Raw genomic sequence first — 24,812 nt, 5'->3', positions numbered from 1 at the left:
CCTTCCGGAGGACATGCGCGTACTGCTGACCGACCTGATCGAGGAAGGCGGAGCCAGGGTACCGCCGACCCTGCCGCTCCGCGTGGCTCCCCTGAGCGCCTTTCCAGCTGCACCGCTCGTGCACACCCACGGCGACAGCCGGGATGCGGCCTACGTGAGTGCGATGCAGGGCCAGGCGCTACCGCCCCTGATCGCCACGAGTGGGATGCTGCTGGACGGGCGGCACCGTCTGGCGGCCATGCGCGCCAGCGGTGCGGCGACGGCCGAGTACATCGACCTCACCGGGCTCATCCCGGTTCCGGTTGTGCCCTGTATCGGCGCGATCGCCGAGGACGTCACGCAGACGCCCCAGTTCCGGGCCTGGTTCGGTCAGAGCAAGGTGCTCGATGCCGAGGGCAAGCCGCTGGTGGTGCATCACGGCACGCCGGCTCTGTTCGAGGCCTTCGACTTCAGCAAGGCGGGCGACAAGGCGCACTGGTTCGTGGCCGATCGGGAGCATGCAGCCAGCTTCGGGACGCCGCAGGCGTACTACCTGAGCATCGCCAACCCTCTGGAGATCTCGCAGGCGGACCTGGATCGGATGTGGGACCTGGAGAACGATCCGGAGGCTGACGACAGCGAGGACTGGATTCTGCCGCGGCACTACGTGATCCACTTCGTGGAGCAGGCACGCAAGGACGGCCATGACGGCCTGCTGATCCGCAGCATGGAGGATCGCGAAGGCGAGTTCGACATGTATCTGGCCTTCGAGCCCGAGCAGATCAAGTCGGCAACGCGCAACCGCGGGGATTTCGACCCAGCCGATCCGCGCGTGGCGTTCAAGCGCGCCGCGCCGGTGGTGGAAGAGGACGAGGAAGAGGCGCTATGCACGCCGAAGTTCTGAGCCCGCCGTCGCCGGCAAACACGCAGGGCACATGCAGCGTGGGCCCGGTGCGCTTTGATGCCGTCGACGGCATCGGCAACGTGCCCGACAACGGCAACGTCGACTACAAGGGCGTGGTGGCCATGATGCGGCCCTCGCGCTTCCGGCAGCTGGCCAGGCCCAAGCCCGAACGGGGCTCGGCCGACTACATGGTTGAGCAGATCGCCGCCGGCGCCGCGCTGGCGCCGGCGTTCCTCGACGTGGACCTGCGGTGCACTCCGCCGCGTGTGCGATCGCACGAAGGCCGCAATCGCATGGAGGCGATTGCCCAGGTTGCCGGCGACGTACCAGTGCCCGTGCACGTCTTCTTCGGGCCGCTGCGGGCTCACGAGCTCGATCCGGGACAGGTGGAGAGCATCCGGCGGTCGCTGGTACCGCAGGAGGGCGGGACGCCCCTGCACGACAACTTCGAGCAGGCGTTCTGGCGGGGTCAAGTGCTCGCGCCGGCGTGCGCGGCCACGCGCGTGGACCCGGCCCTGATGCTCTATCACGGGTCCCAGCAGGCGCGGCCGCAGTTCCGCAAGGGCTTCGGCGATGACCGCGGCGAGAACCTGTTCCCGCAGGCCTTCTTCTTCACCCCGGACCTGGCGATCGCGCAGACCTACGGCGTAGCCGTGACCGCTGCGCACCTGCGCATCGAGCGGCCCTACATCGCCAGGACGGCCGCCGAGTTCGCCGTGCTTGAGGTCGGCGACGCAGAGGCGTTCCTTCGGGCCCGTGGCTACGACGGCGCCGTGCTCTATCTGCACCCGGATGGCCCGCCGGAGTACGTGGCGTTCGATCCGGGGCAGGTCCAGGTGGTCGAGCACCTGGCTGTCCATGAGCTGGAGGATGAGCCGTGCATGCCGAAGCCGTAGAGGGGTGGTTCACCGGAAGCAAGGCGCTGTGCGCCAAAGGCCTGCCGCTGCTCGTCTACCACGGTACGGCCGATGATTTCGACGCGTTCGTCCCCTCGACCTACGACGGCGTCGTGGGCGGGATCTTCTTTACGCCGGACTTTGAGGTGGCCCGCCAGTTCGCCCACAGCGCCCAGGAATCCACCGGCGAGGACGGCCGGGTCATCGGGGCGGTGCTGGCCATCCGCAACCCCAAGCAGATCCATGCGTCGGAGATCATGAACGGCGCGCTGCATTCCTTCGCCCGCGAGTTCGCCGCGGTCGCTGCCGCGCGGGCGGAAGGATTCGACGGCCTGGTGATCCGTGATGTCCCCGAACATGGGGGGCGCGTTGCCGATCAGTGGGTAGCGCTGTCGCCCGACCAGGTGCAGATCGTGAGCGTAACGCTCATCGACGAGCTGGAGCCGGCTGCGCCGGCGATGTAGCCGGCTAGAGCCAGCGCTTGCGCTGACTGCGGGGGAGCCTGTCCTTGCCGGAAGTGCCTGAATCGCTCAGGCGAGCCCATTCGGCGCGTTTCTCCCGCACCTGCCGCAGCAGGCGCTCCTGGTGCCGCTGCGCCCACATCTCAGCGCCGCGGCGGCCACCGTCGTAGGAGCTGCAGTCGCGGTTGTGGGTCCAGCCGCTGAGGTGGTAGTCCAGCATCGCGAACCAGCTGTGATCGACGCGTTCCATCAGGCGCACCACGCCCACGCCCTCGATCTCCAGGACCGTCGGGGTGCCGGTATCGTTCAGGTGCACGCCGCGCCACTTCCACTCCATGCGGCGATGGTACGCCGGCCGGTCTCAACAGGTGGGATCGGCCGGCGGGCTTATCAAAGCGCTCTCTCGCCGGGTCTATAGGGGTAGGGAGGCCACCCGGCAGCCCGTACCGGGAGACCGCTCATGCAATACCTTACCTTCGACCGCAGCCAAACTCTCGCGCTGGCCCTAGTGGCCACTGCTGAGCTGCGGCAGCCCCACTACGTCCCGCTGGCCGACGCTCCCGCAGCCGCCGGCAGGGCCGATCAGGTCTACCTGCAGCAGATGCACACCGTCGCCAACGGCGCGGTCACCGGTCTGGTGGCCCAGCCGCGGCGTGCGCTGGTGCCCGCGCAGTGGGAGTTGTTGCGCGAGCGGGGTTGACGCAGTCGCAGAGCGATTCCATGAGCTGGTCACTATGACCAAAGTCGCAGTACAGTAGAGCGGTCAGCAGCGTCGGAGTCGGCCATGCACGTGGATCTTCAGTCGTTCGTGGTCGGGCAGGTGCCGGCACCTGCCTCGCCGCTCGTGGAGCAGGCCGCTGCGCTTGGGCTGCTGCCGATCGGACTGCCGTTCCTGGCCACCCGTCTCCAAACCGAGTTGATCATGAAGGGCTGGGGTACCGAACCCCAGCTGCCGGCGAAGGGAAGCCTGACGGTGGTGAACTTCCCCCCAGGTGCGGACGCGCCGACCGCCGTGGTCAGCCTGACCGATCGGACCCCGACCGACGCCCGCTCCGGCAAGCTCTACCAGATCGAGTTCGCGGCGCCCGCGGAAGACTCGCATGCGCCTGTACCACGGTAGCAGCCGGCTGCGGGATGTCTTTGCCCCCGCGCCTGGCCAGCGCCACACGCTGGGGCGGACGTACCAGGTGCAGTCGCTGGCATGCTTTTTCACCGACGAGCCGGAGTTCGCCCGGACCTTCGGACGGGAGGTCACGGTCGTTGAGCTGTTGCCGGCCAAGACGCTCGATCTGCGAGAAGGGGCTTGGGGTTTCAATGACCCTCAGGCCTACGCCGTCCTGGAGGCCCGGTTTGGCGAGGAGGTCGGAATGCTCGACCCGGCCGGCCTGTGGCCGATGCTGGATGAGGCCGATGATGTGGCCGCCCTGCAGCAGCTGGGATACCAGGTGGTCGCGTTCCGCGAGCGGGACCAGGAGGGTGTCGGACATAACACGTTCGGGGTGCTCGACCCTGCGCTGATCCACGTGGTGGATTTCGAGCCATCAGCCCCGGCCCCCAGGTACTAAAACGCTACCTGCTCTGAACTTTCGCCCCTGATAGGGCTTTAACTATCGTTAGACTATGCGGTAATCTGGACCCGTCTCCCGTCCGGTGCCGCCCATGACTGCCACCCGAATTTCTCCCCCATCCTCGCTGCAGCAGGCACGCCTGATGCTGGCGCTGGCCAACGTCCTGGGCTACGCCGAGAGCCGTGCCGAAGATCTGTCCGGGTACAAGGACGATGGAGAAGAGGATCCGTCTCTTCCGGGGGCCGACGAGGCGTGGGCTCATGTGCGCTACGCCCAGGCACAGCTGGGCGCCGTCCAGCCGCCGGATTGGCGGCCCGAAGCGGCGGACTGGGTCGGTTACTGCGATGTCGAGGACGACAAGGCCATGGAAGTGCTGGCCCAGGTTCTGGAGCCGTGTGCGGATAATGGTGCCCGCGTCAAGTGCGACGACGGCCGCGTCGTGGTGGCGTCGCGTCGTGAGCTCCGCCTGCTGGCGCGTCCCACCGAGGCGGAGCGCGGTGGCCTGGCCCTGGTCGCCGAGAGCCCCACCGACCCGCTCAACTCCAACAACTACGTCCTGCAGGTGCCCGACGGCGGCGCCGACGGTGAGGCGCTGTGGATCTCCGTGGGCGGCGCTGCGCTGCAGCTGCGCATCCATGGCGACGGCCTGTCGGTGTCCTCGCATCCGAATGGCGAAGAGGACGCCTCCACGTGGGCGCAGTTCGACGTGGAAGCCGCACTGGCGGCCGACAGCAAGCCCAGCCCCTGATCGCAAGGAACCCCGCTGATGAGCACCCAGCCGCACTACTCCGACCTGACCCTGCAGGCCCTGATCGACAACCACGGTTGGGAACCGGCCTACTCGCTTGGCCCGAACAAAGAGCTCAGCTCGGTGCGCCGCTCATTCGTGGGCGTGGGCGCATTGGGCGGCACGACCATCCCTGATGGCACGCGGCGTCTGCACGTGGGGTATGAACTTGACGGCGATCGCCGTCGCTACGTGAGCCTCACGCTGGGCGACAGCACGATCGTCAGCCTGGACGGTCGTGATGCCTCACCGGCAGAGATCGCCATGCTGGTGAACCTGAAAGCGGAGCAGTACGCCGATGCGCGACGCGAGCACAATCGCCTGAAGCCCATCTACGCGGTCGGCGCGCCGGCGCTGACGCTGCCCTTCGGTGACCCGGACGCGCTGGCCCACAAGGCCGCCGCGGCTGCCCGCTACTACGAGCAGAAGTTCGTTGCGCGTTTCGCCGACGCCCTGCGCGGGATGCTCTCGCACGACGCCCGGCTGAACGCTGCCGAGAAGGCGCCTGACGGCGACGACTACAACCAGGTTCTCAGCCTTGCGCTGGACGTGCGTAGGGAGCTGACGGCCTTCGACGCCCTGCGTGCGGCGCCTGCGATCGCGGAGCAGGGCGAAGACGAGCTGGAAGCCACCAGCGGCATGCGCCCCTGATCCCAACCGATTCCCGACCACACATTCAGGCCATGACGATGACGAACCCGAGCCCCTGGACCGACGCCGATACCGACACTGCCGCGGCCGAGGGATGGAACCTGTTCTCGACCGACAACACCGCTCCCAAGCAGCTGGAGATCCAGCGCGAGGACGACCTGGAGAAGTTCGCCACCGACGTCGAGGCCCTGACGCACGTTTACACCAAGGCCATGGGCGGCAGCGCGCTGCACCTGAAGGCGCTGCAGCTGAGTCTGCAGACCTCGCCGGCGTACATCCCGCCGAAGGTTGGGATCAACTTCACCGGTGGGGTCGTGCAGTCGGTGTTCGCTGATCAAGATGTGGACCTGATGATCATCGACTACGAGTACGAGTACAGCGACGACGAAACGCTGGTGGATCTGCCGCAGGACAATGGCTCGGTGGAAACGGCATCGGTGACCACGCACCGGGCGCACGTGATGCCGGGTGAATACGCCAAGTACGAGCCAGCCGTCCTGGCTGCGCAGGAAGCTCGGAACGCTGGACGCCCGTCGCCCTGATCACCCGCTTCCGTCGATCGCCCCGCCGCAGGAACAATGAATTATGACCGAGAACAACCACACCTGGACGCAGCAGGACGCTGCGGCCGCTTCGCAGGAAGGCTGGGAGCTGTGGGCCAGCCAAGGCGAAGGTCCACGCACGTTGACCGTGTGCCCGCTGGCCGACTCGAATCGCTTCAAGGATGACCGCAGCGCGGTCATGCACGTCTACGAGAGCGCGCTGAAAGGCAGCCTGCTGCATCAGAAGGCGATGCAGCTGAGCCTGCAGAGCTCTCCGGTGTTCATCCCGCCGCGCATCGGCATGGAGGTGACCGGCGGGGTCATCCAGTGCGCCTGGGCCGACTACCCGGCGCAGGTCGTCGCCATCGACTGCGACACCGACGACGTCGATGACGAGCGCCTGGTGGAAGTGACGTATCCCGATGGCAACACCGTCGTCGGCGAGGTGCTGACGTTCGAGGCCCAGGTTCTGCCCGGCCACGTGGACGCCATGCTCGACGCGCCGTCCTTGGAGGAGGACGACGAAGAAGAGCTGGAAGACGAAGCCGTGCCGCGCCCCTGAGTCCGCCGACCACAAGAGATCCGGACATGAGCAACGTCAACCCGTTCTACAAGCGCGACCCCCAGGTGGCTGAGCAGCTGCGCGAGGAGTTCATCGCTAACGAGGGCGCTTTGGATGCGCGCCTGCGCGAGGAGATGCAGGCCGACCCGGGCAAGTTCCTCGCCGCGGCGTTCGGTACGGCCTACAACTACGTGCCGTTCCCGAAGTTCGACGTGGTCGGGCCGAAGTCGATGTTGGAAATCAAGTCGCGGGTCGCCATCGCGCTTGAAGGTCTGGCCAAGATGACGGCCGAGCACCATGCGCTGACCGCAGGGCAGCCGGTGCTGGTCCTGTCGTCGGACGATGAGCTGCTGGTGGTCGAGGCATTGAGCGCCTTGCGCAAGCAGAAGGAAGATGCACTCCGCACTGCGCAGAGTCTGCCGCAGTTCCAGCGACTGACCGAAACGGACTTCGGCATCCAGAGGGTAGCCGCGCTGATGAAGCGCGTCGCCGGCGAGCCGGTGCCGCTCAAGGCGGTTGCCATCGACGGCCAAGCCGAGCGGACGTACTCGTCGGCTGCTCGCGACATCGCGGTAGAGCTGCCCGGCGGGGCGATGGGCAGCTGGATGATCAATCCGGGCCTGACCGATCGGTGGGGCGATGTGGTGGACAACCTGGTGGGGCCCGAGGCCGATCGCCTGCGGGTCGACCCGCACCTGCGGGAGCGCCTGAGCGAGCAGTTGTGGGGGGAGATGACCTTCATCGCGATCAAGGATGGCCAATACGGCGTGCTTATCGAAAGCGAATTCGCCGTCGTCGGTGATGCCCATGCCGAAGACCAGGGCCAGCTGGTCGAGCGCGAAGTCATGCTCAATGCCCTGCGCCGTCAGGCGGTGGCGCTGGCAGCAGAGTACCCGCAGATCGAGCTGTGCCTGATCCCGCAGGACGAGGCCTGCGACGGCCGCCCTGGCCTGTGGGCATGGATTGGCGATGGCCGGCTCGATGAGGCGCAGCGAGGGGCGCTGGGCAACGCCATGCTCGACCCGACCCCGTACCTGGACGAGGATGCGGCCCCGCGGATGGGGCTGCGTTGATGGAGGGCACCATGCGCTGGGCGGATCTTTCGGCAGACGGCGCCCGGCTGGTAGTGGAGCACACCGCCGCCGGCGCCAATCTCGCGATCGAGGGCATCGGTGACCGCCGCGTGCCACGCGCGGTCCGCGAGCTGGGCTTTACCCAGGTGCACCCCGGGCGCTACGTGCGCACGGAGCTGAGCCTGGCGCTTTCCTCACTGCGCGGGATCTTCCCCGGCGCGGTGGAGCGGGATCTGCCGGAGGCGGCGATCCTTCGCGATCGCGACACCCTGCGGGAGCTGCGCGCCAGCCTGCGCAAGGCCATGGGGCCGGACGCCGACGCGGCCGGCTGGCGCCTTGCCCGTCCGGATGCCTACGCAGGCATCAAGGCTCGCGCCCTGGCGCAGCTGCTGGACGTGGAGCCGGTGTTCATCCGGTACGAAGGCAGCGACGACCGGATGAATTTCTCCGGCGCGCTGACGCGCACGCGTGGCGATCGCCGGATCTACGTGAACGTGGCCACCGAGTTCCCGGTGCTGGCGGTGCTGGGCCACGAAGCCCTGCACCAGATGCGCTTCCAGCAGCCGGATCTGTACCGGGACCTGGTCGACGCCCTGCGGCCGGCCATCGACGAGAAGGCCTTCGCGCGCTACTACCGCAACCTGCATCGCCAGACCGAGCTCGAAGGCCAGGCGCTGCCGGACGATGAGATCCGCGAGGAAGCGGTGGCCGACCTTGTCGGTGACCTGCTGCTCGACCCGCAGGTTTGGGCGTCGATCGAAGACCGGGATCTGGTCGCACGTCTGATGCAGTGGCTGCAGGAGCTGCTTGCCAGCCTGGTCGAGCTGTTCCGGCGTTCGCCGCCACCACAGCAGGCCACGCTGGGCGGGCGCGAGCTGATCGCCGACTTGGACGCGGCCCGTGCTGCGGTCGGGCATGCGCTGCAGCGCTGGCAGGAGCGCGGTCGTCGCGACGCACTGGCGTCGGACCTGCAGTTGGCCTTCCGCACCGCGGGCGGACGGGCCGAGCGTGGTCCGGATACAGCGTTGCTGGCCAACAGCGCCGTGCGCAACCCCGACGGTAGCTTGCGGGTCGTCTACCGCGGCCAGTACGGCCCGACCGACGAGCCCAACGCGCAGCACACCCGGCTGCCGAGCGTGCCGTACACGGTCTCCCCGGACGTGGCCAGTGTGTATGCAGCTGGCAACGACGGTTTCACGGCGATCCCGCGGGTCAGTGCCTGCTACCTGGACCTGCGCAATCCGATGCAGCTCGGTGATCTGGAGGACCCGATGATCACCTTCGCCCAGTTCGAGGCGGCGATCACCGCCAACGGCAGGGTGTCGCCGGCTGAGGCTCGCGAGGCCTTCGCCGGCATCGCCGGCTACCTGAGGCACCACCCGCCCGCATTCGATTACGACCGCGACGATCCCGATGATGGTGTCGTCGATCCGGCTGACCTGGTGCCGCACGACTACACCGATTGCTATTCGGTGGCCGACGATGCGCGGTGCGTGGAGCTGGCGCAGCGCGCCGGCTACGACGGGTTCGTGTTCCAAGGGATCTTCACGTCCGAGGACCAGTTCGACCGGCCCAAGGACGTCGTGGAGGCCGCCGGCTTCGAGTTCTGCGGCGGCATGGCACTGGAGTACCGGACGTTCCATCCGGACCAGGCCGTGTCGATCTTCGACATGCGCGTGGATCCGGTGTTGGCCGGCGTCGCCTTCCGGCGCGTCTTCCACGGCTCACCGTACCGATTCGACAAGCCGTCGCTGGGCTTCAACCGCAGCGGCGAGGGGGCCAACACGTTCGGCTACGGCCTGTACCTGGCCGAAGCCCGGGATGTGGCTGAGTTCTACCGCAGCAAGCTCGCGGCGCGGACCCACCCGGTTCGCTGGGGCAACGTGCTGGTCCCGGGCGAGGAGATCCGTCCGCTGGCAGAGCGCGACCTGGGCGCCGGTGCCGGTGAGGAAGCGGTGTGGCTGTTGCACATGCTGGCCAGCGGCTACCGTGTGGAAGACATGCAGCGCATGGGCGAGGGCATGGACGAGCCGCGCCGCGGCCACGTGCTCGGCGCGCTGTCGCGGATCGAGCGCTTCCACGCGCAGGACGTGAAGGCAGCGGGCGTTTACATCGCCCATGAGCAGGGCGCCGATGCAATGCTCGCCAAGGGCTGGTCGCAGGGCCTGTATGCGGCCCGCCGGGACCTGGCCCACTACCTCAACCAGGGCCGCAGCTTGGACCAGGCTCGGGCGGAGGTGGCCGCCGAGCAGGCCGAACGGCTGGCGAACTTGCAGGCCTACCTGGCCGATGACGAAGCCCGGATCGCCGCGGCTCGCGCCGCTGACGATGCCCCCGCGCTGGACGCGGCCATGAGCTCGGCCCGCGATACCCGCTGGTTCATCCGGGAGGCTGAAGCGGTCTGCCAGATCCTGGCCGATCCGCAGACGGTGCTGGCCGACACCCGGCACCTGCAGGCCGAGGGCGTGATCTACGAGGCCGACGTCGCCGATGAGGCACGCCTGCTGCAGTGGGACGAGAAGGTCACCGCCGAGCAGTTCGGAGAGATCCTGGCGCACCTGCCCGGCCCGCAGGCCGAGGCGCTATCGCGCGAGTGGAACGCCTACGGCGGAACGTACCAGCAGCTGGGCCGCGATCTGTATCGGGCCTTGGAAGGCGCGGTCGGCGGCGATGCACTGGCCTCCCAGGTGCTGGGACAGGTCGGCTACTCGGGCCTGCGCTATCTCGACGGCCAGTCGCGCACCAGCGCCGACGGCGGCAGCTACAACTTCGTGATCTGGGATCTCGGCGCCCTGAAGAGCTTCGAGCCGGCGCCGGCGATGGCCTTCAAGCGCGGCGGCGCGGCCGCGGCGGCGGAGCCGGTGTTCTACTCCGCCCTGTTGCGAGCGATCGAGCAGACCGGCGGCGCCCCGCGCCAGGCATCGGCCCAGCAGTGGCTGGGGTGGCTCGACGGCGCGCAGCGGCGGGGCCTGTGCAAGGCTACCGAGCGGGCCTGGGTTGGCGTGGACGCGTGGCTACAGGCCCAGTCCGGCGCCGTCACCCGCGAAGCCCTTGCCGACCATGTGCGCGAGCACGTGCCGAAGCTGCGCGAGCAGGTGATGGGGCAGATGGACATCGCCAACGCCGCGTTGGAGGAATCTGGCTGGGAAGTACGGGTCAACGGCAGCTACGTGAGCATCGTGGGCCCCAACGGGGACCTCTGCGACTTCAGCGCGGTGCCGCCGCACGTGCGAGAGGCGATGAACGCGAGCTGGAAAGCGGGGGAGGGCGCCGCGCACTACCCGGGCCATCAGCTCAAGCACGCCGACCCGGTTGCGGAGGCAAGCTACCGCGAGCTGTTGCTGGTGCTCGATGCGCCCATGACGCCGGAGCATCGTGTCGCTCGCGACGCCATGCGAGAAGCCAAGGCATGTCTGGATTCTGCCCCGCAGGACCGCATCGAAGCGGCCGTTGGCCGGTTCCACGCTACGGCCAGTGTCGAACAGGCCCATCGGGACACCGTTGCGGAGCTGGGCTACAAAACCACGCATTTCAAGGGCAAGCAGAACGTGCTGGTGCACGCCCGTTTCAGCGAGCGCACCGATGAGCATGGGCTTCGCACCCTGCTGATCGAGGAGATCCAGTCCGACTGGGCCCAGGCCGGCCGCCAGCACGGTTACCTCTCGCATGAGAGTGCAGCACAGCGCCTGCTCCTTCGCCTTGAGCGTGCTGCGCTCCAGGCCGAGCTGTGCGACCTGCCGCGCGATGGCGAGGAGCAGGCCGCACGCCGGCTTGAGATCCACGAGCGGGTGCACATGATCGAAAGCCAGTTGGCCGAGCCGGTCGCGGTGGCGCCGACGCCGTTCAAGCGTTCGGAAGACTGGTCGATGCTGGTGTTCCGCCGCCTGGTGCGCTGGGCCGCCGATGCTGGATACCAGCAGGTCGCGTGGACCACCGGCGACACCCAGATCCAGCGCTACAGTTCGGCGCTTCGCCAACACGTGGAAGCGATCGACTGGGTCAACGCCGGTCCGCAGACCTCCGTGGCAGCGATCAAGGACGGCAAGATCGTCTACAACGCCAAGGTTGACGCCGCCGGCATCGTGACTTACAGCCCCGAGCGCAGGTCCATCGGTCTGCCGGCGTCCAAGGTCTTCGGAAAGGACGTGGCTGACCAGATCCTGGCCAAGTCCAGCGGCCGCATCCAGGGACAGAACTTGGCCGTGGGTGGCACCGGCATGCGCGGGTTCTACGACGACATCCTGCCGGCCGCCGTCGGCAGGTGGGCACGGCCGCTGGGTGGTGCCGTGGACAGCACGTCCATCGAGACGCCCACGGGTGACGAATCGTCGTTGGTGCTGCTGCTGCCGGACGAAATCGATGATCTGGCCAAATTCGACTGCTTTCGCACGCAGGATGGGCGCGAGGTGGACTACTACCAGGCCCAATCCCTGCTGCAGGAAGGACGGTCGCTGTTCGTGGGGAAGGATGCGCCGATGACCACGGTGCATGCCCTGCAGATCACACCGGCCATGCGCGATGCGGTAGCAGCTGGCATGCCGATGTTCCGTCGAGGGCTCAAGCCGGACGGCCCGCGGGCCGAAGAGGAAGTGGAAGTGCGCCTGGCGGCGTCGTTCTGAGCCGCCCAATGACGGAGCAAAATGGAATGTCGGTGAGCAACATGGAACGGGCGGCTGTAATCGGCGCTGAGGTCGACGCGTGGCGCCAGCTGAAGGAACGATTCGCCAATGCATTGCCGGACACCGCGTTCGTGATCATGGACGCCCGAGAACGAGTGGTGAAGCGCATCGACAAGCCCCGCGTGCCAAACTTCCCCAAGCTGCAGTTCGACCCGCCCAGCCCCTACCAGCCGAACTGGAGCCTGTTCGATCGACATACCGCCGAGGCCGGCGTGAGCGAGCTCGATCGCCTGCTGGTCGCTTTCGCGCCGCATCGCACCGTGCACATCAACACGCTGATCGACGAACGTCTGGCCGCCCTCGATCAGGCCGCCGCCTACGCGCGTCGGATCGCCGCCGACGAAGCGCTGGAGGACGACGACACGCGCTCTCTGCGTCCATAACGCTGGCCGATCGATGAATCTGATGCGGGTGCTCGACCCCTTCATGCCCGGTGCGCATCTGCGCCGGATCCGCGAGCTGCTCGCCAACGGTTCCGACGTGCTGCGTCGCCCCCTGGTCCGCCAATCGGTGGCACTGAGCGATGTGCCACATTGGGAGAGGTTCGGATCTGGCAGGCTGACCTACTGGCGACGTGATCCGTTCGGCGACTACAGCGCCTGCTTTCGCGAGATCCCAGCCTTCCGTCAGCTCGTGGTCAGCAGTCAGACGACCGTCACAATCGATATCCGCCAGATCCAGGGCATGGCCGCCTCGAAAAGCGATCTGCACGGCCACCGGTGCCTGGACGCGTGGGCGCTGGACAACGCGGCCTGGGCCCTGAAGGACGTCTCCCTACCCGCCGTGGGGCACCTGCTGCACTGGAGGCGTCAAGACACCGCCTCCGATTCGCTGGTGGTGCACGATTACGATGGGCGGGTGTTCCTGTCCAACAGCGAGGGATCCCATCGCTTCGCTGCAGCGCGTTACATAGCCGGCCAGCTCGGCGAGAACGTGCGCTTCCGGGCACCCCTGACGCGCTATTCGGTCGACCAGACAGCGCTGCGCGCGATTCAGGGCGAGTTTGCCGTGTACGCCGTGCGCCACGATGCGCGATTCATGAACGCCCTGACCGATGCCTTCCGCGCCGGTGGCGTTCCCTATTTGACGTGTGAGATGCCGCCCCGTCTGGGGGGTGCGGATTACGGCGGATCGAGCGGTGATGCCCACCGAGCAATCTTGTTGCCGCGCGCCAGCCACGCGGCCAGCCAGGTCATCGCGCTCTTCGACGCCAGTCCAGCCATGGAGGTCATGTCGGAGCTCCAGCGCCAATGCACGGCCGCCTTGATCCCATTGGACCTTGCTGACGAGGAACCCGAACCTTTCCGGCCTCGAATCTGATCGTCTGCGAGCGGCTGGGCACGATGCACGGCCGGCCTTCGGCCGCCGGCCGCGGCGGGGTCCTTCAATACCCCAGAGCGGGTGGGTAGCGGTGTAGCTGCCGAACTTGCCTCCCTTCGATGCCGAATGGTGGCCCGGGTGCGCAGCACACGCTGAATCGATACCATTACCAAAGTTCGTTCCGTCGGTACATGAGACGCCCATGCGCACCAGCTCGACCATCGTTGCCAGCTTGTTGACCCTGATCATCGTCGGTGGCACGGGCTGCCAACCCTCCCAACAACTCGTGGACAGGGAACGTGCTGCAGCTGAGCAGGCCAAGCAGCTGGAGTTGGCGGCGGTGATCGACGTATCCGGTCACGTTGACGGCCAGCCTTACGTCAGCCAGATCGGGGGGTTCAAGTTCGCCGGCAACGCGGCGGATGCCAAGGCGATGGGGTTCAACGACTGCGGCGATGCCTTCGACTCGTTGCCTGGATCCGGACCCCATGTATCGCTTTCCTGCGTCAGGGCAGCGGGCTCGTTCCTGGGCGTTCCCTACACGCGCGCCGTCCTGGAGCTGGTTGCTCCGCAAGGTGGCGACGTGAGCCTGGTGCCGCTGGCAGAGCTTCGGTTCCATGGAATCACCTTCCACAATCCTTCCAGCGACCCTCTCGGGCGTCGCTTGCCGACGATCGAGGACCGGTTGCTCGCCGTGGACTGGACGGAGGCCACGAGCTTCGAGGGTGAGGGCGCGCCGTCGTACTGGTACACGGACAAGGTTGGCGTGCGGATCTCGCGCGCCAGCTGGAGCCCTGCCAGCCACCAGGCATTTGCTGTCGTGCCGGTCAGCAACCAGGACGTCGACGGCGTCTTGTCACGTGTGCGCGGCGAGCGGGCGCGAGAAGATGCACAAGCGCAGGGCATGAAGGACAAAGCCGAGGCAATGCGGAACTGAGCCCATCCGCGGAGGCTTCTCATGCCCCGTGCAGAGCGCCCTCCAACCCGATATGCTGACGAAAGTGAAAGTGAACTGACCGAGGGCGTGACCATGACCGAACCCACTGCCGCCACTGAACTGGCCGCCTGGCGCGAGTGCGGCGCCGTGGGCCACCTGGTCGAGGACCTGATGAAGGAAGGCGGCTATGGCGCCATCCTGGATGACCCCGCCAAGCATGCGGACTGGCAGGACGTGCTCGATTCGGTCCTGCAGGCCCGTCTGTTCGCCGTGCGCAACGCGTTGCGCGACCAGGGGTACATCGGCGAGCCCTACAAGGCCCTGGTGACGCAGGTGAACGGAACTGCCCTAGCCCTGCGCAACCTGCATGCGCGGGTGGGCGCTGGCCAGAACATCGTCAGCACCACGTTCGAGCTCTATGACCCCTCGACCATGAACGTGCTGAACTCGGTGGTCGATCGCGTGGATCGCACCGCGGAGGACTTCGCGCGCCATCTGCACGCCGGCGCCGTGAAGGCATTGGGCGTGGAGCAGATCGAGCCGGCCGAAGCGGTCGCACAGATCCACGCGCTGCTGCAGCAGGCCCAGTCGATCTGGGCCGGGATCGACCGCACGGTGCGGGAGGAGCTGGCCGACGCGAACGTCCCAGGGACGCCGCTGGCCGAGCTCATGGAGCAGGGCGTAGCCGCAGCGCAGGAAATGGTCGACCACATCGCTGCGCAATCGCCGCGGCCGCATTGACCCGGCGGCGGCGGTGGCCAACGACTGCTACCCGCAGGATCTGACGCCGGCACAAACGGCAGAGGCTGCGCGCCTGCTGGCGTCGGGGAGGCACGTTTACGTTGGCCAGGTGTTCCTGTCGGTCGACCTGGACAGCGGCATCATCTGGCAGACCGATGCCTACGGCTGCGATTCGATCGCCTCGTGGACGGTCGACGAGCTCGGGACGCGCCGGGCACTGAAGCGGGCGCAGGACTCGCACCAAGCCCCGTGGCACCCAGCGGAAGGGTACCAACCCAGCTGACTTGGGAGCTGATAGATTCGGCGTCCCGCTTCCCCGACTCCTTCCCATGCAGATCTTCGAGCTCGCCGCCGGCGAGGGTGTCCGGGTGGGCACAGACATCCTGGTAGCGGTCGCCCAGTTGAGCTCCGGCGGCCACGTCCGGTTCGCGATCGAGGCGCCCCGCCAGGTAGAGGTCCACCGCGGCGAGGTCTACGACCGGATCCAGCGGGAAGGACAGCCCGGCGACCGCTGAAAACCCGCCTGAATACGGGTCCTTCGGGCCGTCACAGCGGGTGCGACGACCAGGTGCACACTACCGCCCATGGACGGTAGGTGGATGTCGATCTTCGGGCACGCGACCGACGGCCCGCCCCATGCTTACTATCTGGGCGGCACCGAGGTAGCGCGCCTGGACGAAGGGGCGGGGCAGCGCTGGTTTGCGTTGCTGCGCTACCCCGATCGTGCGGAACCGGTGCGGCGGCCGTGCACGAGCTACGAGTCTGGCAGGGCCGGCGTCGAGCTCTGGGTCGCCCGGCATCATGACGCGTTGCTGCTCGCGGCAGAACGCAAACACCTGCGTTGGCTCTCGCATCAGACTTGGCGCGGTAGCGATAGGGACGCCGCGGCAAGGCGGCTCGCGGAGCTAGAACAGAGGGGGGCCTGACGATGTGCGGACGGGTGGTCCAGCTCTCGCTTTTCGGGAACGCGTTGACGCCTTGGCCGGCGGCCGTCCAAGACGATCTGGCCAACATCGAGGCCCGGTACAACCTCAGTCCCACGCAGCGCATGGCGCTGCTGATGGACGATGGCGGCACGCTGGCGGTGCGCAAGATGCGCTGGGGTCTGATTCCGCCGTGGGCGAAAGATCTCAAGATGAGCTATTCGACCATCAACGCCCGGGTCGAGACGGTCGCCGAGAAGCCTTCCTTTCGCGCGGCATGGAAAGCCGGCCGGCGCTGCCTCATACCGATGGCCGGGTGGTACGAGTGGCGGGAGCAGCAGGCCGGCGGGAAGAAGTACAAGCAGCCCTACTACATCCACCCGCATGACAACCGCACGCTCTACGCTGCCGGCCTCTGGGAGCCGCGGCATCGCCTGCAAGACGAGGACGAAGCCGGGTCGGTGACCATCATCACCTCGGATGCACCCGAGCGCTTTGATCTGCACGACAGGACGCCAATCTTCCTGGAGGCCGACCAGGCGGCCGAGTGGATGCGCGCCAGTGCCGAGGACGCGATGGGGATGCTCCTGGCCGCCCCGTTCCCGGAAGTGGAGCAGCGCCGTGTGTCGACGCGCGTGAACTCGTCCAGAGGAAATCCCGGAGGGCCGGATTTCCTGGACCCGGTGCCCCCGCCGGGCGACCCCTGATCGGGGCGGTATGACCGGGCAGGCTACGCCTGCGATCGCCCCGCAGCCCTCCACAGCGCCCCGGCTCGCCCGGGGCATGGAAGGCCCCGCACTCGCCGGCGGCCACCTGGTGGCCGGCTATGGATCGTGGGGACGACCGGTCGGCGAGGGCGCCGGCGCGGTCAATTCGGCACCAGAGGCTGCCTCAGCCAGCGGCGGCGACGCTCAGGGTAGGACGGGTGCCAGTATTCGCCGCGGGGCCTGCGAGGCCGTCCAGAAGCATTTCTGCGCGGGTGGCACGTGCCTGGGCGCTGGCCAGTTCGCGATGCAGGCAGTTGTTCTTGTCCCGCTCCTGCGTGAGCACGTCCAGGAGGGCCTGCCGAGTGCCACGCAGCTCTTCATTCTGGGCGGCCAAGGCGGATTCCCGCGCCAAGCTCTCGCGCAGCTGCTGCTCGGTGCTGGCCAAGCGCTCGTCCATGCGGTCACACCGCTGGGCCGCGACCAGCCCGATCTCCATGGACCGTTCGAGCGGGCGCACCACCGAGGTGGTCAGGCGCCGCATGTCCTGCTTCCAAATCCGGGTGAACCAGAACAGGCCCGCGATCACTGCCACTACGGCCACACTGGCCATGAACCACGCCATGAGACGACCTGCTCCTGCGACGACAAGGAAAATTGTGCGACCGCACATTCTACGAGGCGGGTATCGGGGCAACCCGTCTGTCGGCTGACTGGCGCGACTCAGGCCGCCTGCTGAGGGTGCAGGCTGTTCAGGTAACGCTGTCCTGCGAGCGTGATCTTGAAGCCCTCCCGGTACTCACCGGCGAAGTGGAACCAGATCAAACCGGCCTGTTCGAGTCGGCGAGCGGGGCGTGCGGCGATCAATGCCGCGCCCTGCGGCTTGATCCGCGGACGCTCCGTGGTCACAGCTCCGGACTTCAGCAGCCCGTAGCCCAGAGCGGCCGGCAGGATCCCGTCAGGGCACCTGGCCACTATGGCCAGCGCCGCATGGTCGATGACCGAGAGATCAGCCATGCAGGTCAGAATCCCCGACCGGACCACCGGGTTTCGCTGCCGGCCTTCCGGGCACGCTCCGCCGCCTCGCGGCCGCCCTGTCGGCTGGCGATGGTCGAATTGAAGTTCAGCATGGCAGCGCGGGTGTTTCGGCCGGCTCGCAAGTGCGAGCGAATGGTGGATTCGCCCAGCACCGGGACATGCTCCCGGATCTGTGCCACCGTCAACTCTTGGCCCTCGAAACTGAACGTTGCGGCTTTCATTGTTGCCTGCTCACTGCTGTGGACGTTGTACGGACGCGCTGGTAAGGAAGTCCTGGAGCAACGTGTGCGCGTGCGCGACACGCGCGGACTTCGCCGGCTCTAGGTTAATGAGTGCCACGGCCTGGCCAACAGCCAGGAAACCTGCGGTATCGGCGCGGCCGCCGAAACCCTTCGAGGTCGACGCCAACGCTGTTCGCGTAATGCGCGCCAGTTCACAGAGCTTGTCATGATCGGCATACACGTCCGGCTCATCGCCGAGCTCGCGGCCGAAAACGGCCTCGCTTAGGCGTACGAGCGCGTCGCGGACGCTGACCGCTTCGTTCTTGCAGCTGAGGGCAGCGATCACGGGATCCGAAAGGAACACCGCGGCAGGCGCTTCCGGCCAATCGCGCCTGATGGCCGCATAATCGCCTTCATTCCAGCAGCGCAGGAAGTCCAGACCCTGGTCTGTCTCCAGCGCGAAGGCGATGGCCGCATGCTCGGCGGCGGACTCACCGGTGCCGGCGTAGGCTGCGGGCGGTGCGGCCAAGAACAGGTCGTGCTTGCCGTCGGGCAAGGCCGCGTGCGACTCAAGTCCCACGATGCGGCCGTTCTGAGAAATCGCCTGCAGAACGGGCTGGTAGGGATTGATCTTGCGCGAGGGGGGCTCAGAGTTCATGTTCTTCCTATGGTCGATCAAGCAGCGGCGCGCGTGCGAGTTGCGAGCCACGGCACCAGCCGGGCGCCAAGCGGAGTCAGCGAAGTGACTTCCACCTCGCGCTTGCGGTTCTGCTCCACGCTGGCGCCGGGATCCTTGATGTAGTCCTTGTCGTGCTCGCAGAAGCTGGCATTCGTGGCGGTGCCGAAATGAACATGGCTACGGGCCAGGTGAGCATCGATCAGGTCGAGACTGCGAACACGCCAGCGGACCTCGGGAGCCTTGATGGCCTCCAGGTGGCTGGCCGGGTTGCTGTAAATGCCCTCGATCGCCCCGCGCAACGCCTCACGCTGCTCGTGGTTTCCATTGGCGCAGACATAGAAGATCGCGTCGGTCGTCGCCGTCAGGACACGCGGCTTGCCTTTCATCAGCACAGTGCCGATCGCGACCCTCAAGGAGAGGCGACTGACCGTCTTCTTGCTCTGCGTATTCATCCAGTGAATGGCTTGGGCCGTCAGCTCGTCCAAGCTCAGCTCGGACTCGAACCAGGCCGACTGCGACTTGCATAGATCAAGCGCTTGGACGCCAGCGGCGTAAGGCATGCGCTCGAACCAGCTTTGATTTTCGTGCCGGCGCGGCCCATCCCACAGCCAGCCCTTCGCACCCAGCTGCACCCTGTGCTTGCGAGCGCGATCGACGCCGTGCCACTCAACCTCCCACGGAACGGCCCGCTCCTCGGACCAATCCCAGTCGTGAACCACCTGCTCGCCGGCGTTGGCCATCAGGAGGCGGCGATCGCTGGCCAACACCTGCAGGCCGCCGCTTCCGAAGCTCACCGACAGGTAGGTGGCGTGCACGGCGCTGCCCAGGCGCGAATCGTGCTCGTCGGCTGTGGGGACGCAGTACAAGCCCCACGCGTCCTTGCCGCTGAGCACCAGGCGCAGGGGTAGCCGATCGTTCTGGCCCGACCATGCTTCGATTGCGGCCACGCGATCGGCACTGCCCGCCAGCAGGGCGTGCAAGACATCGAGCGCGGCCTTGAAGTAGCTCCTGAACGCTGGCGTCCCGGGCGTCGGGATGGCCTGGTCGCGACGGGCCGTCCGCGCGACGGCCAGGGCATCGGTGATGGCGTCCTGCAGTGCGTCGATGTCGTGCGGGATCTGGGCGGCCACTACAGCCGCCTGCAGCTGATCCCGATAGGGCCCCTCGATTGTGTCGCGATCACGGACCCAGGTCCGTGCCGCCTGGAAAAGCTCGATGTACTCCGCATAGTCGACACGCGCCTGGCGCGATTGGAGGTAGTACGTCAGGTCGCTCGCTCGTACGCGATCGACGACCAGCGTGTGCTGCAGGGCTCCGCCGTGCAGGTACAGCTTGCCTTTACGCGCCTCGCGTTGCACATCGCGGTGCCCGTCGTAGACCAGCGGGACCTCGACATAGCATCCCCGGCGATCGCGCTGCACCCGGGCGAACATCACCTCGGGGGTGTCGGGCTGGACTTTGTAGAACTTGTCGTAGACCGATTTCCTCTGGTACTGGTCATACCGCGGCTGGGTCGCATACGCACCAGGAATGAATTCCTGCCGCATGCACTTCCTGCGCAGCACTGCAACCGTGGCCCCCGGGGCGAGGTAGGCGTTGTGAGTGTCGCGCCAGTTGGCGTACAAGGGGCGCTGAACGCCGAGCATGCTGCTCTGGTCGACCAGCGTCATGAAGGCGTCCTGGAACGCGGGGTCGAGCCAGTTGCTGAAGAGCGGAATTGCGCTGTCGGCCAACAGGCCCTTCGTGTCGCGCAGGCCCCACAGACAGACCAGGACCTTCGCAAAACGATCCAGCGCCCCCATCTGCTTCTGCCACGCTTCGGCGTACTCCATGTCCTCGCGCGAGAGCACCCCGACTTCGCGGCCAAGGTAGTCCGTCTTGGCCAGCATGCCGGTCAGCGACGCGCTGTTGGGCATCAGCTGGGTGAGGCCGTCGAACACATCCTCCGATTCGAGCAGGTAGAGCCGGCCGCCGTCGCGCAAAAGCAACCGCGCCCGCCTGGACTCGGCCGTCATTTCCGCGTTGTACTTGGCCGTCGCCATCTGCGCGGCCATGCTCGGGTCGGTAGTCTTGATGAACTCCTTGTAGCCGGCGCGGAAGCGCACGAGCACCATGCTCAGCGGCGCGGGAAGCATTCGTGACACGAGGGCTTCGTCGCGCAGGACTTCGGCCAGCTCGTCGACGTGGGTGTGATCTGCGCCGCCCTGGTCCAGGTGGATGAGCGTTTCTTCGTCGAAAGAGAGCAATTCCTGGTAGACGTGCAGGCGCTCACCGCGCTCGGCCGGCTCGCCGTCGCGCAGCTGGGTGATCGAGATTCCCTCGCCGCAGTAGATCTTCAGGTTCTCCACAGTGCGCAGGGCGCCCTGCACGCCCTCCTGCTGCGCCTGCGCGAGCGCGAGAGAGACCTGCGCGCGTTCGGTGTGGAATTTGGCGAGCTCGGTAGCTTGTTCGCTCAACGTCGCTGAATGTTGGCCAGTCCATTCGGCCAGCGCCTTTGCATTGGATTCCACACGGGCGACGTGGAGCTGGATCTGGTTGATCAGGTCGGGCGTGGCCAGGGCCTGACCCGGCACGCCCACCTGCTGGACCGGGTCGTGGGCCAGCAGGGCCACCGGGACTGCATCCGGCGGCGGCTGCATAAGCAGCCGCTGCGTTTCGGCCATGCGCTCGCCCAGATCCTTCAGCTCCGCTTCCCGCACCTTGGCCCCGTTGGGTTCCGGCTCGAAGTATTTGTGGAAGACATCCGCATGGAACTCCTGCGTTCCCTGCTCGTCTTCGGGCCACGACGGATGCGGCGCGAGCACGTAGGTGTGCGGCTCACCTTCGGCCAGGACCACTGAACGCAGCAGGAGGACCAGGCCCTTGTCCAGGTCATACGCGTTGCACTGGCGTTCCTTCTTGGCCACCACCTTCTTCTTGACCCGCCAGTACGTGCCCGGGCGCGGGTCGTCGAAGCGCACGATCCGTTCGACCGAGCCATGCTCCACCTTGCTGAGGACCAGGTCCTGACTCACAGCATCACGCTCCCGTTGGTATCGACCTGGATGTTGCTTTCGCCATTGGCGATCGCCTTGCCGAAGCGGGTGGCGCCGCTGACCAAGTGATCCCAGATTTGCTCGGTAACAAGCCAGCGCCGGCCGTTGGCCTCAGCGGCTGCAGCCGTCGTGAGCCGCCCGCCGAACAGGTCCACGACCAGGTCGTCCACCCGCGTCAGGTATCGGACCAGCCGCTCGGCGATCACGTAGGGCATCGGAGCTCCGTGCGGCTGAAGGCCGTTGGCTTTGGCGAAGGCGTTCATGGCAATCGAGGCTCGATCGCGGTGTCCGACGGACCACACGTTTCGCGGGATGCGCCCCACTGTCGGGTTGCCGAAGCTGCCGGGCTTGACGCGATAAGCACCATCGCTGAACACCCCGCTGCGCGCCTCGCCACCGCGGGCGATCAGGCGCTTCTGCGCCGGGGTGTGCGGTTCGAGCACCCGCCTGTTGTCGGCGAACCATGCCTTCGGGTCGGGCGTGAAAATGTAGATCGGCTCGTATGCGGCATTGAGCTGCTGTCGGGTACGCGAAGCCCACTGGTAGGGTCCAGGAGCCGCGGAAATCTTATGCCACACCAGCTCATCGGCCTTGTGCAAGCCGAGCTCGCTACACAGCGCCAGCACCAGGCGCTCCCGGTACAGGCTGCGGGTCGGCATCCCCGACTCGAAGGCGTCGTTGGTGATGTTCAGGGCGATCGATCCGCCGGGCAGAAGCTGCCGCACCACCGGTTCCAGAGCCCGGACGATGAACTCGATGTACTCCTGCTCGGTGCCTGGGCCTGCATAAGCCCGCTGACGCGCGAGTAGGTATGGGGGCGAGGTCAAACAGCACGCAATCTGCTCCCGCAGGTGCGGGAACACTGATTCGCACCGTGCCCAGATCGCCAAACCGAGTTTGGTGCTGAAGGCCAGCAGAGCCGTGCCGGCGCCGGCAACCTGACCCATGTCCCCCGTGCGACGACGCAGGCGCCACTCACCCCGGGTGCCCGTGCGCTCCACTAGGCCTAGGGCGCGAGCGCTCTGCTGGGCCCACCGAATCTTGCGTTTGATCAGGCTCCGGGGGGCGCCGGCACGCCCAATGGGGGTGCGCTCGGCCATCGCGGCATCGCTCAGTCCCAGCTTGCTCTGGACGGCCGCATAGAGGGCGTCATTGGCCACAGGCGATTCGCCCGCCTCGCTGTAGACCTCGCAGACAGCCCGCTGGAAAAGGTCCATCTGGGGGAGCGTGGAGGTAGCCTTCGCCATGCTGTGTATTGTGTCGTATGGTTTGACTATGGTTATACTATCGACACGCCGCGCGGTGTCAAGCGCTTCGCTGATGAGAACCGGACATGACCGTCTACGTGGACGAGATGAGGAGCTGGGGTTGGGAGATGCACGGCCGCAAAGTTGCCAGCTGCCACATGTTCAGCGACAGCGTGGATCTGGCTGAGCTCCACGCAATGGCCGAGCGGATCGGACTGAAAAGGGCGTGGTTCCAGAACAAGGGCCGTGCACCGCACTACGACCTGGTCGAGAGCAAACGCCGCATGGCGGTGTTCTGTGGCGCCCAGGAAGTGGACGCGCATCAGGCAGTGGAAATATGGAGACAACGCCGGGAAGCGCTGATAGCGCCTGCGCTGGCCGCGCTCGACGAAATCAACAAACAACGAACGATGTGAGGCAAGACGGATGACGTTGAAGTGGTCAGTGATCGGCGCAGGCCTGGTGGCTCTCGCTGCTATGCAGTTGGTCCAAGCTGCATCGGCGAGCACGCTCAAATGCGTGAATCCTGCAGCGAAGGGCGCCCCGTACGAGCTAAAGGCGTTCGCAATCCATGCAGAACCATCTCGCCAGGTGGTGATTACCGACGGTCGCGGCAGAGACTATGAGGGAGTGCTTAGCGTGCGAGCTCCGCTCCCATACAACCGGTGGCGCTACAACATCCGTGTTTCCATTCCTGATGATCATGTCCTGCTGGGAGCTTTTGGCGACCTGGTCGAACTCTCCGCCGTAACCTACGGTGGAGGTCCCACCTACCAGGTGTTTGGCGGGATCTACCGGTATGCTGCCGGCGATCGCCATCTCCACGGGATCATTCCGGTCTCGCAGTGGTTGTGCTCCGCTCAATGACACGACTTGGCAGGCGCGCGAGGGCCCTCATCGGCATCTGTACAGGCCTTCTTCTGACCGGATGCGGTACCGCCTATGAGTCGCACAACGACGCGATCGGCACGCTGCGGCTCTCCCAAGGGCACAGCCATTGCGCGTCAACGCGCTTGGACAAGGTGTTGGATCACGCCCGCGTGTTGGACGTGCTCCCCGATACGCGCCCATGCGAGCAGGGGGAACCAGGTATTCGCACGACTTCCGGTTGCTTCGTGCCTGTTACCACCGTACGCCTACGCGCGCCCAACACCGTCACCGATGCATCCATGCGTGAGGACGGCTGGATCCAGTCCGGCACACCCATGCGGATCGAGAAGACCCTGTCGGGTGGCTATGCCGTCTACCTCCCCGACACTGACATCGTCGACCATCTCGATCCTGGTGCGTGCAACGTGTTCGAGCGCCGTGTCCGGACCGGCCTCGCTACGCATCTGCAGTACGCCACGGCCCTGCGCCAATCTCGCTAGAACTCAACCACTGGAGTGAAACATGAAGTCGATGAAGTACGCCGTGCTGGTGCTCGCTGTTGGGCTCACCGGATGCGGTGGCGCCGCGGATTCTGCTGGCCAGGAAGGCACTGAGGTCGCGCGTACGGCGTCTGCTGACGCCATGGCCGGCTGCTATGCCACCAAGAAAGAGGGTAAGGCGGACATCAGGATCGAAGAGGAAGCCGGCGCCCACTACGTGTCATTCCTCAGGCAGGGAGCATGGAAGAAGGAACCCAAGCCGCTGGCGTTCGCTTCGAGCGTGCAGCTGCAGGACATGTTCAAATCCGAAGCCAACCAGATCGAGGCGGCCTTGGTATACCCCAATGGCGCGTTCGGACTGTTCAAACTGGTCGAAGGCTCGATGTTGAAGCGCCGAGATCCGGACAGCGACTACATGGCACTGGTGGTGTTCGGGGCGGGACCGGTATACCATAGCGCCTGCAAATAGGTGCTGTAGGTTACTGAACCCACCCG

Annotated in this window: 30 protein-coding genes; 23 read left to right on the top strand and 7 right to left on the bottom strand. The window is 66.6% G+C overall.

The window, feature by feature from the left end:
- Nucleotides 1–13 precede the first annotated feature (13 nt).
- The 3 genes from CSC66_RS09085 to CSC66_RS09075 are packed head-to-tail and all read left to right on the top strand — an operon-like array spanning nt 14 to nt 2,243.
- Nucleotides 14–883 (top strand): ADP-ribosyltransferase-containing protein, encoded by an 870-nt coding sequence (locus CSC66_RS09085; RefSeq protein WP_162377085.1) that lies wholly within the window; start codon nt 14–16, stop codon nt 881–883.
- Nucleotides 865–1,779, top strand: a complete 915-nt coding sequence (locus CSC66_RS09080; protein WP_162377084.1) for an ADP-ribosyltransferase-containing protein — start codon at nt 865–867, stop codon at nt 1,777–1,779. The genes CSC66_RS09085 and CSC66_RS09080 overlap by 19 nt, the downstream gene beginning before the upstream one ends.
- Nucleotides 1,761–2,243: an ADP-ribosyltransferase-containing protein gene (locus tag CSC66_RS09075; RefSeq protein ID WP_162377083.1), complete on the top strand. Its 483-nt coding sequence runs from the start codon at nt 1,761–1,763 to the stop codon at nt 2,241–2,243. The genes CSC66_RS09080 and CSC66_RS09075 overlap by 19 nt, the downstream gene beginning before the upstream one ends.
- Nucleotides 2,244–2,247: 4 nt before the next feature.
- Here the strand turns inward: CSC66_RS09075 and CSC66_RS09070 are convergent, their stop codons facing one another.
- Nucleotides 2,248–2,577 carry a hypothetical protein gene (locus CSC66_RS09070; protein ID WP_162377082.1) on the bottom strand — a complete coding sequence of 110 codons (330 nt, stop codon included), beginning with the start codon at nt 2,575–2,577 and terminating at the stop codon, nt 2,248–2,250.
- Nucleotides 2,578–2,700: 123 nt separating this feature from the next.
- Here CSC66_RS09070 and CSC66_RS09065 point away from each other — a divergent pair, with 123 nt between their 5' ends.
- The 16 genes from CSC66_RS09065 (at nt 2,701) to CSC66_RS08990 (ending at nt 16,730) form a co-directional block, all read left to right on the top strand.
- On the top strand, nt 2,701–2,940 hold the full coding sequence (locus tag CSC66_RS09065) for a hypothetical protein (RefSeq protein ID WP_162377081.1): 240 nt from the start codon (nt 2,701–2,703) through the stop codon (nt 2,938–2,940).
- 84 nt (nt 2,941–3,024) lie between these two features.
- Complete coding sequence (locus tag CSC66_RS09060) at nt 3,025–3,360, top strand: hypothetical protein (protein ID WP_162377080.1); 336 nt, start codon at nt 3,025–3,027, stop codon at nt 3,358–3,360.
- The gene (locus tag CSC66_RS09055) at nt 3,341–3,805 is read left to right on the top strand and encodes a hypothetical protein (RefSeq protein ID WP_162377079.1); all 465 of its coding nucleotides are present in this window, start codon (nt 3,341–3,343) and stop codon (nt 3,803–3,805) included. Before CSC66_RS09060 ends, CSC66_RS09055 begins: the two co-directional genes overlap by 20 nt.
- A 94-nt stretch (nt 3,806–3,899) precedes the next feature.
- Nucleotides 3,900–4,556 (top strand): hypothetical protein, encoded by a 657-nt coding sequence (locus CSC66_RS09050; RefSeq protein WP_162377078.1) that lies wholly within the window; start codon nt 3,900–3,902, stop codon nt 4,554–4,556.
- 18 nt (nt 4,557–4,574) lie between these two features.
- Nucleotides 4,575–5,246 carry a hypothetical protein gene (locus tag CSC66_RS09045; RefSeq protein WP_162377077.1) on the top strand — a complete coding sequence of 224 codons (672 nt, stop codon included), beginning with the start codon at nt 4,575–4,577 and terminating at the stop codon, nt 5,244–5,246.
- A gap of 38 nt (nt 5,247–5,284) precedes the next feature.
- Nucleotides 5,285–5,788, top strand: a complete 504-nt coding sequence (locus tag CSC66_RS09040) for a hypothetical protein (RefSeq protein ID WP_162377076.1) — start codon at nt 5,285–5,287, stop codon at nt 5,786–5,788.
- Nucleotides 5,789–5,831: 43 nt separating this feature from the next.
- Nucleotides 5,832–6,350 carry a hypothetical protein gene (locus CSC66_RS09035; RefSeq protein WP_162377075.1) on the top strand — a complete coding sequence of 173 codons (519 nt, stop codon included), beginning with the start codon at nt 5,832–5,834 and terminating at the stop codon, nt 6,348–6,350.
- Nucleotides 6,351–6,376: 26 nt separating this feature from the next.
- On the top strand, nt 6,377–7,423 hold the full coding sequence (locus CSC66_RS09030; RefSeq protein WP_162377074.1) for a hypothetical protein: 1,047 nt from the start codon (nt 6,377–6,379) through the stop codon (nt 7,421–7,423).
- Between the two features lie 11 nt (nt 7,424–7,434).
- Complete coding sequence (locus tag CSC66_RS09025; RefSeq protein WP_162377073.1) at nt 7,435–12,042, top strand: hypothetical protein; 4,608 nt, start codon at nt 7,435–7,437, stop codon at nt 12,040–12,042.
- A gap of 26 nt (nt 12,043–12,068) precedes the next feature.
- Nucleotides 12,069–12,485 carry a hypothetical protein gene (locus tag CSC66_RS09020; protein ID WP_162377072.1) on the top strand — a complete coding sequence of 139 codons (417 nt, stop codon included), beginning with the start codon at nt 12,069–12,071 and terminating at the stop codon, nt 12,483–12,485.
- A gap of 22 nt (nt 12,486–12,507) precedes the next feature.
- Nucleotides 12,508–13,422 carry a DUF6685 family protein gene (locus tag CSC66_RS09015; RefSeq protein WP_162377071.1) on the top strand — a complete coding sequence of 305 codons (915 nt, stop codon included), beginning with the start codon at nt 12,508–12,510 and terminating at the stop codon, nt 13,420–13,422.
- A 202-nt stretch (nt 13,423–13,624) separates the two neighbouring features.
- A complete protein-coding gene (locus tag CSC66_RS09010; protein WP_162377070.1) occupies nt 13,625–14,359 on the top strand; it encodes a hypothetical protein in 735 nt (244 codons plus the stop codon).
- 93 nt (nt 14,360–14,452) lie between these two features.
- Nucleotides 14,453–15,100, top strand: a complete 648-nt coding sequence (locus CSC66_RS09005; RefSeq protein ID WP_162377069.1) for a hypothetical protein — start codon at nt 14,453–14,455, stop codon at nt 15,098–15,100.
- 13 nt (nt 15,101–15,113) lie between these two features.
- Complete coding sequence (locus tag CSC66_RS09000) at nt 15,114–15,383, top strand: hypothetical protein (protein WP_162377068.1); 270 nt, start codon at nt 15,114–15,116, stop codon at nt 15,381–15,383.
- A gap of 46 nt (nt 15,384–15,429) precedes the next feature.
- The gene (locus tag CSC66_RS08995; protein WP_162377067.1) at nt 15,430–15,615 is read left to right on the top strand and encodes a carbon storage regulator; all 186 of its coding nucleotides are present in this window, start codon (nt 15,430–15,432) and stop codon (nt 15,613–15,615) included.
- 425 nt (nt 15,616–16,040) lie between these two features.
- Nucleotides 16,041–16,730 (top strand): SOS response-associated peptidase, encoded by a 690-nt coding sequence (locus CSC66_RS08990; RefSeq protein WP_238394349.1) that lies wholly within the window; start codon nt 16,041–16,043, stop codon nt 16,728–16,730.
- 184 nt (nt 16,731–16,914) lie between these two features.
- Here the strand turns inward: CSC66_RS08990 and CSC66_RS08985 are convergent, their stop codons facing one another.
- From CSC66_RS08985 to CSC66_RS08960, 6 genes are all read right to left on the bottom strand, one after another.
- Nucleotides 16,915–17,352, bottom strand: coding sequence for a hypothetical protein (locus CSC66_RS08985; RefSeq protein WP_162377065.1), 438 nt, complete (start codon nt 17,350–17,352; stop codon nt 16,915–16,917).
- Nucleotides 17,353–17,450: 98 nt separating this feature from the next.
- The gene (locus CSC66_RS08980; protein ID WP_162377064.1) at nt 17,451–17,744 is read right to left on the bottom strand and encodes a hypothetical protein; all 294 of its coding nucleotides are present in this window, start codon (nt 17,742–17,744) and stop codon (nt 17,451–17,453) included.
- A 5-nt stretch (nt 17,745–17,749) separates the two neighbouring features.
- Nucleotides 17,750–17,986 carry a hypothetical protein gene (locus CSC66_RS08975; RefSeq protein ID WP_162377063.1) on the bottom strand — a complete coding sequence of 79 codons (237 nt, stop codon included), beginning with the start codon at nt 17,984–17,986 and terminating at the stop codon, nt 17,750–17,752.
- A gap of 10 nt (nt 17,987–17,996) precedes the next feature.
- Nucleotides 17,997–18,644 (bottom strand): hypothetical protein, encoded by a 648-nt coding sequence (locus CSC66_RS08970; protein WP_162377062.1) that lies wholly within the window; start codon nt 18,642–18,644, stop codon nt 17,997–17,999.
- Nucleotides 18,645–18,661: 17 nt separating this feature from the next.
- Nucleotides 18,662–21,679 (bottom strand): hypothetical protein, encoded by a 3,018-nt coding sequence (locus tag CSC66_RS08965; RefSeq protein ID WP_162377061.1) that lies wholly within the window; start codon nt 21,677–21,679, stop codon nt 18,662–18,664.
- The gene (locus CSC66_RS08960; RefSeq protein ID WP_238394348.1) at nt 21,676–22,917 is read right to left on the bottom strand and encodes a site-specific DNA-methyltransferase; all 1,242 of its coding nucleotides are present in this window, start codon (nt 22,915–22,917) and stop codon (nt 21,676–21,678) included. Before CSC66_RS08960 ends, CSC66_RS08965 begins: the two co-directional genes overlap by 4 nt.
- A 116-nt stretch (nt 22,918–23,033) precedes the next feature.
- Here CSC66_RS08960 and CSC66_RS08955 point away from each other — a divergent pair, with 116 nt between their 5' ends.
- From CSC66_RS08955 to CSC66_RS08940, 4 genes are all read left to right on the top strand, one after another.
- Nucleotides 23,034–23,363 (top strand): DUF4031 domain-containing protein, encoded by a 330-nt coding sequence (locus CSC66_RS08955; RefSeq protein ID WP_162377059.1) that lies wholly within the window; start codon nt 23,034–23,036, stop codon nt 23,361–23,363.
- A 10-nt stretch (nt 23,364–23,373) separates the two neighbouring features.
- Nucleotides 23,374–23,814 (top strand): hypothetical protein, encoded by a 441-nt coding sequence (locus CSC66_RS08950; RefSeq protein WP_162377058.1) that lies wholly within the window; start codon nt 23,374–23,376, stop codon nt 23,812–23,814.
- Between the two features lie 302 nt (nt 23,815–24,116).
- Nucleotides 24,117–24,317 carry a hypothetical protein gene (locus CSC66_RS08945; RefSeq protein ID WP_162377057.1) on the top strand — a complete coding sequence of 67 codons (201 nt, stop codon included), beginning with the start codon at nt 24,117–24,119 and terminating at the stop codon, nt 24,315–24,317.
- A 22-nt stretch (nt 24,318–24,339) separates the two neighbouring features.
- Nucleotides 24,340–24,786 (top strand): hypothetical protein, encoded by a 447-nt coding sequence (locus tag CSC66_RS08940; protein WP_162377056.1) that lies wholly within the window; start codon nt 24,340–24,342, stop codon nt 24,784–24,786.
- Nucleotides 24,787–24,812: the final 26 nt, after the last annotated feature.

Origin of the sequence: Pseudoxanthomonas kaohsiungensis (assembly GCF_010211765.1) — a bacterium.
Classification (GTDB): Bacteria; Pseudomonadota; Gammaproteobacteria; order Xanthomonadales; family Xanthomonadaceae; genus Pseudoxanthomonas; species Pseudoxanthomonas kaohsiungensis.
The sequence above is the reverse complement of the archived record's forward strand: the minus strand, read 5'-3'. Positions and strand labels throughout refer to the sequence as shown.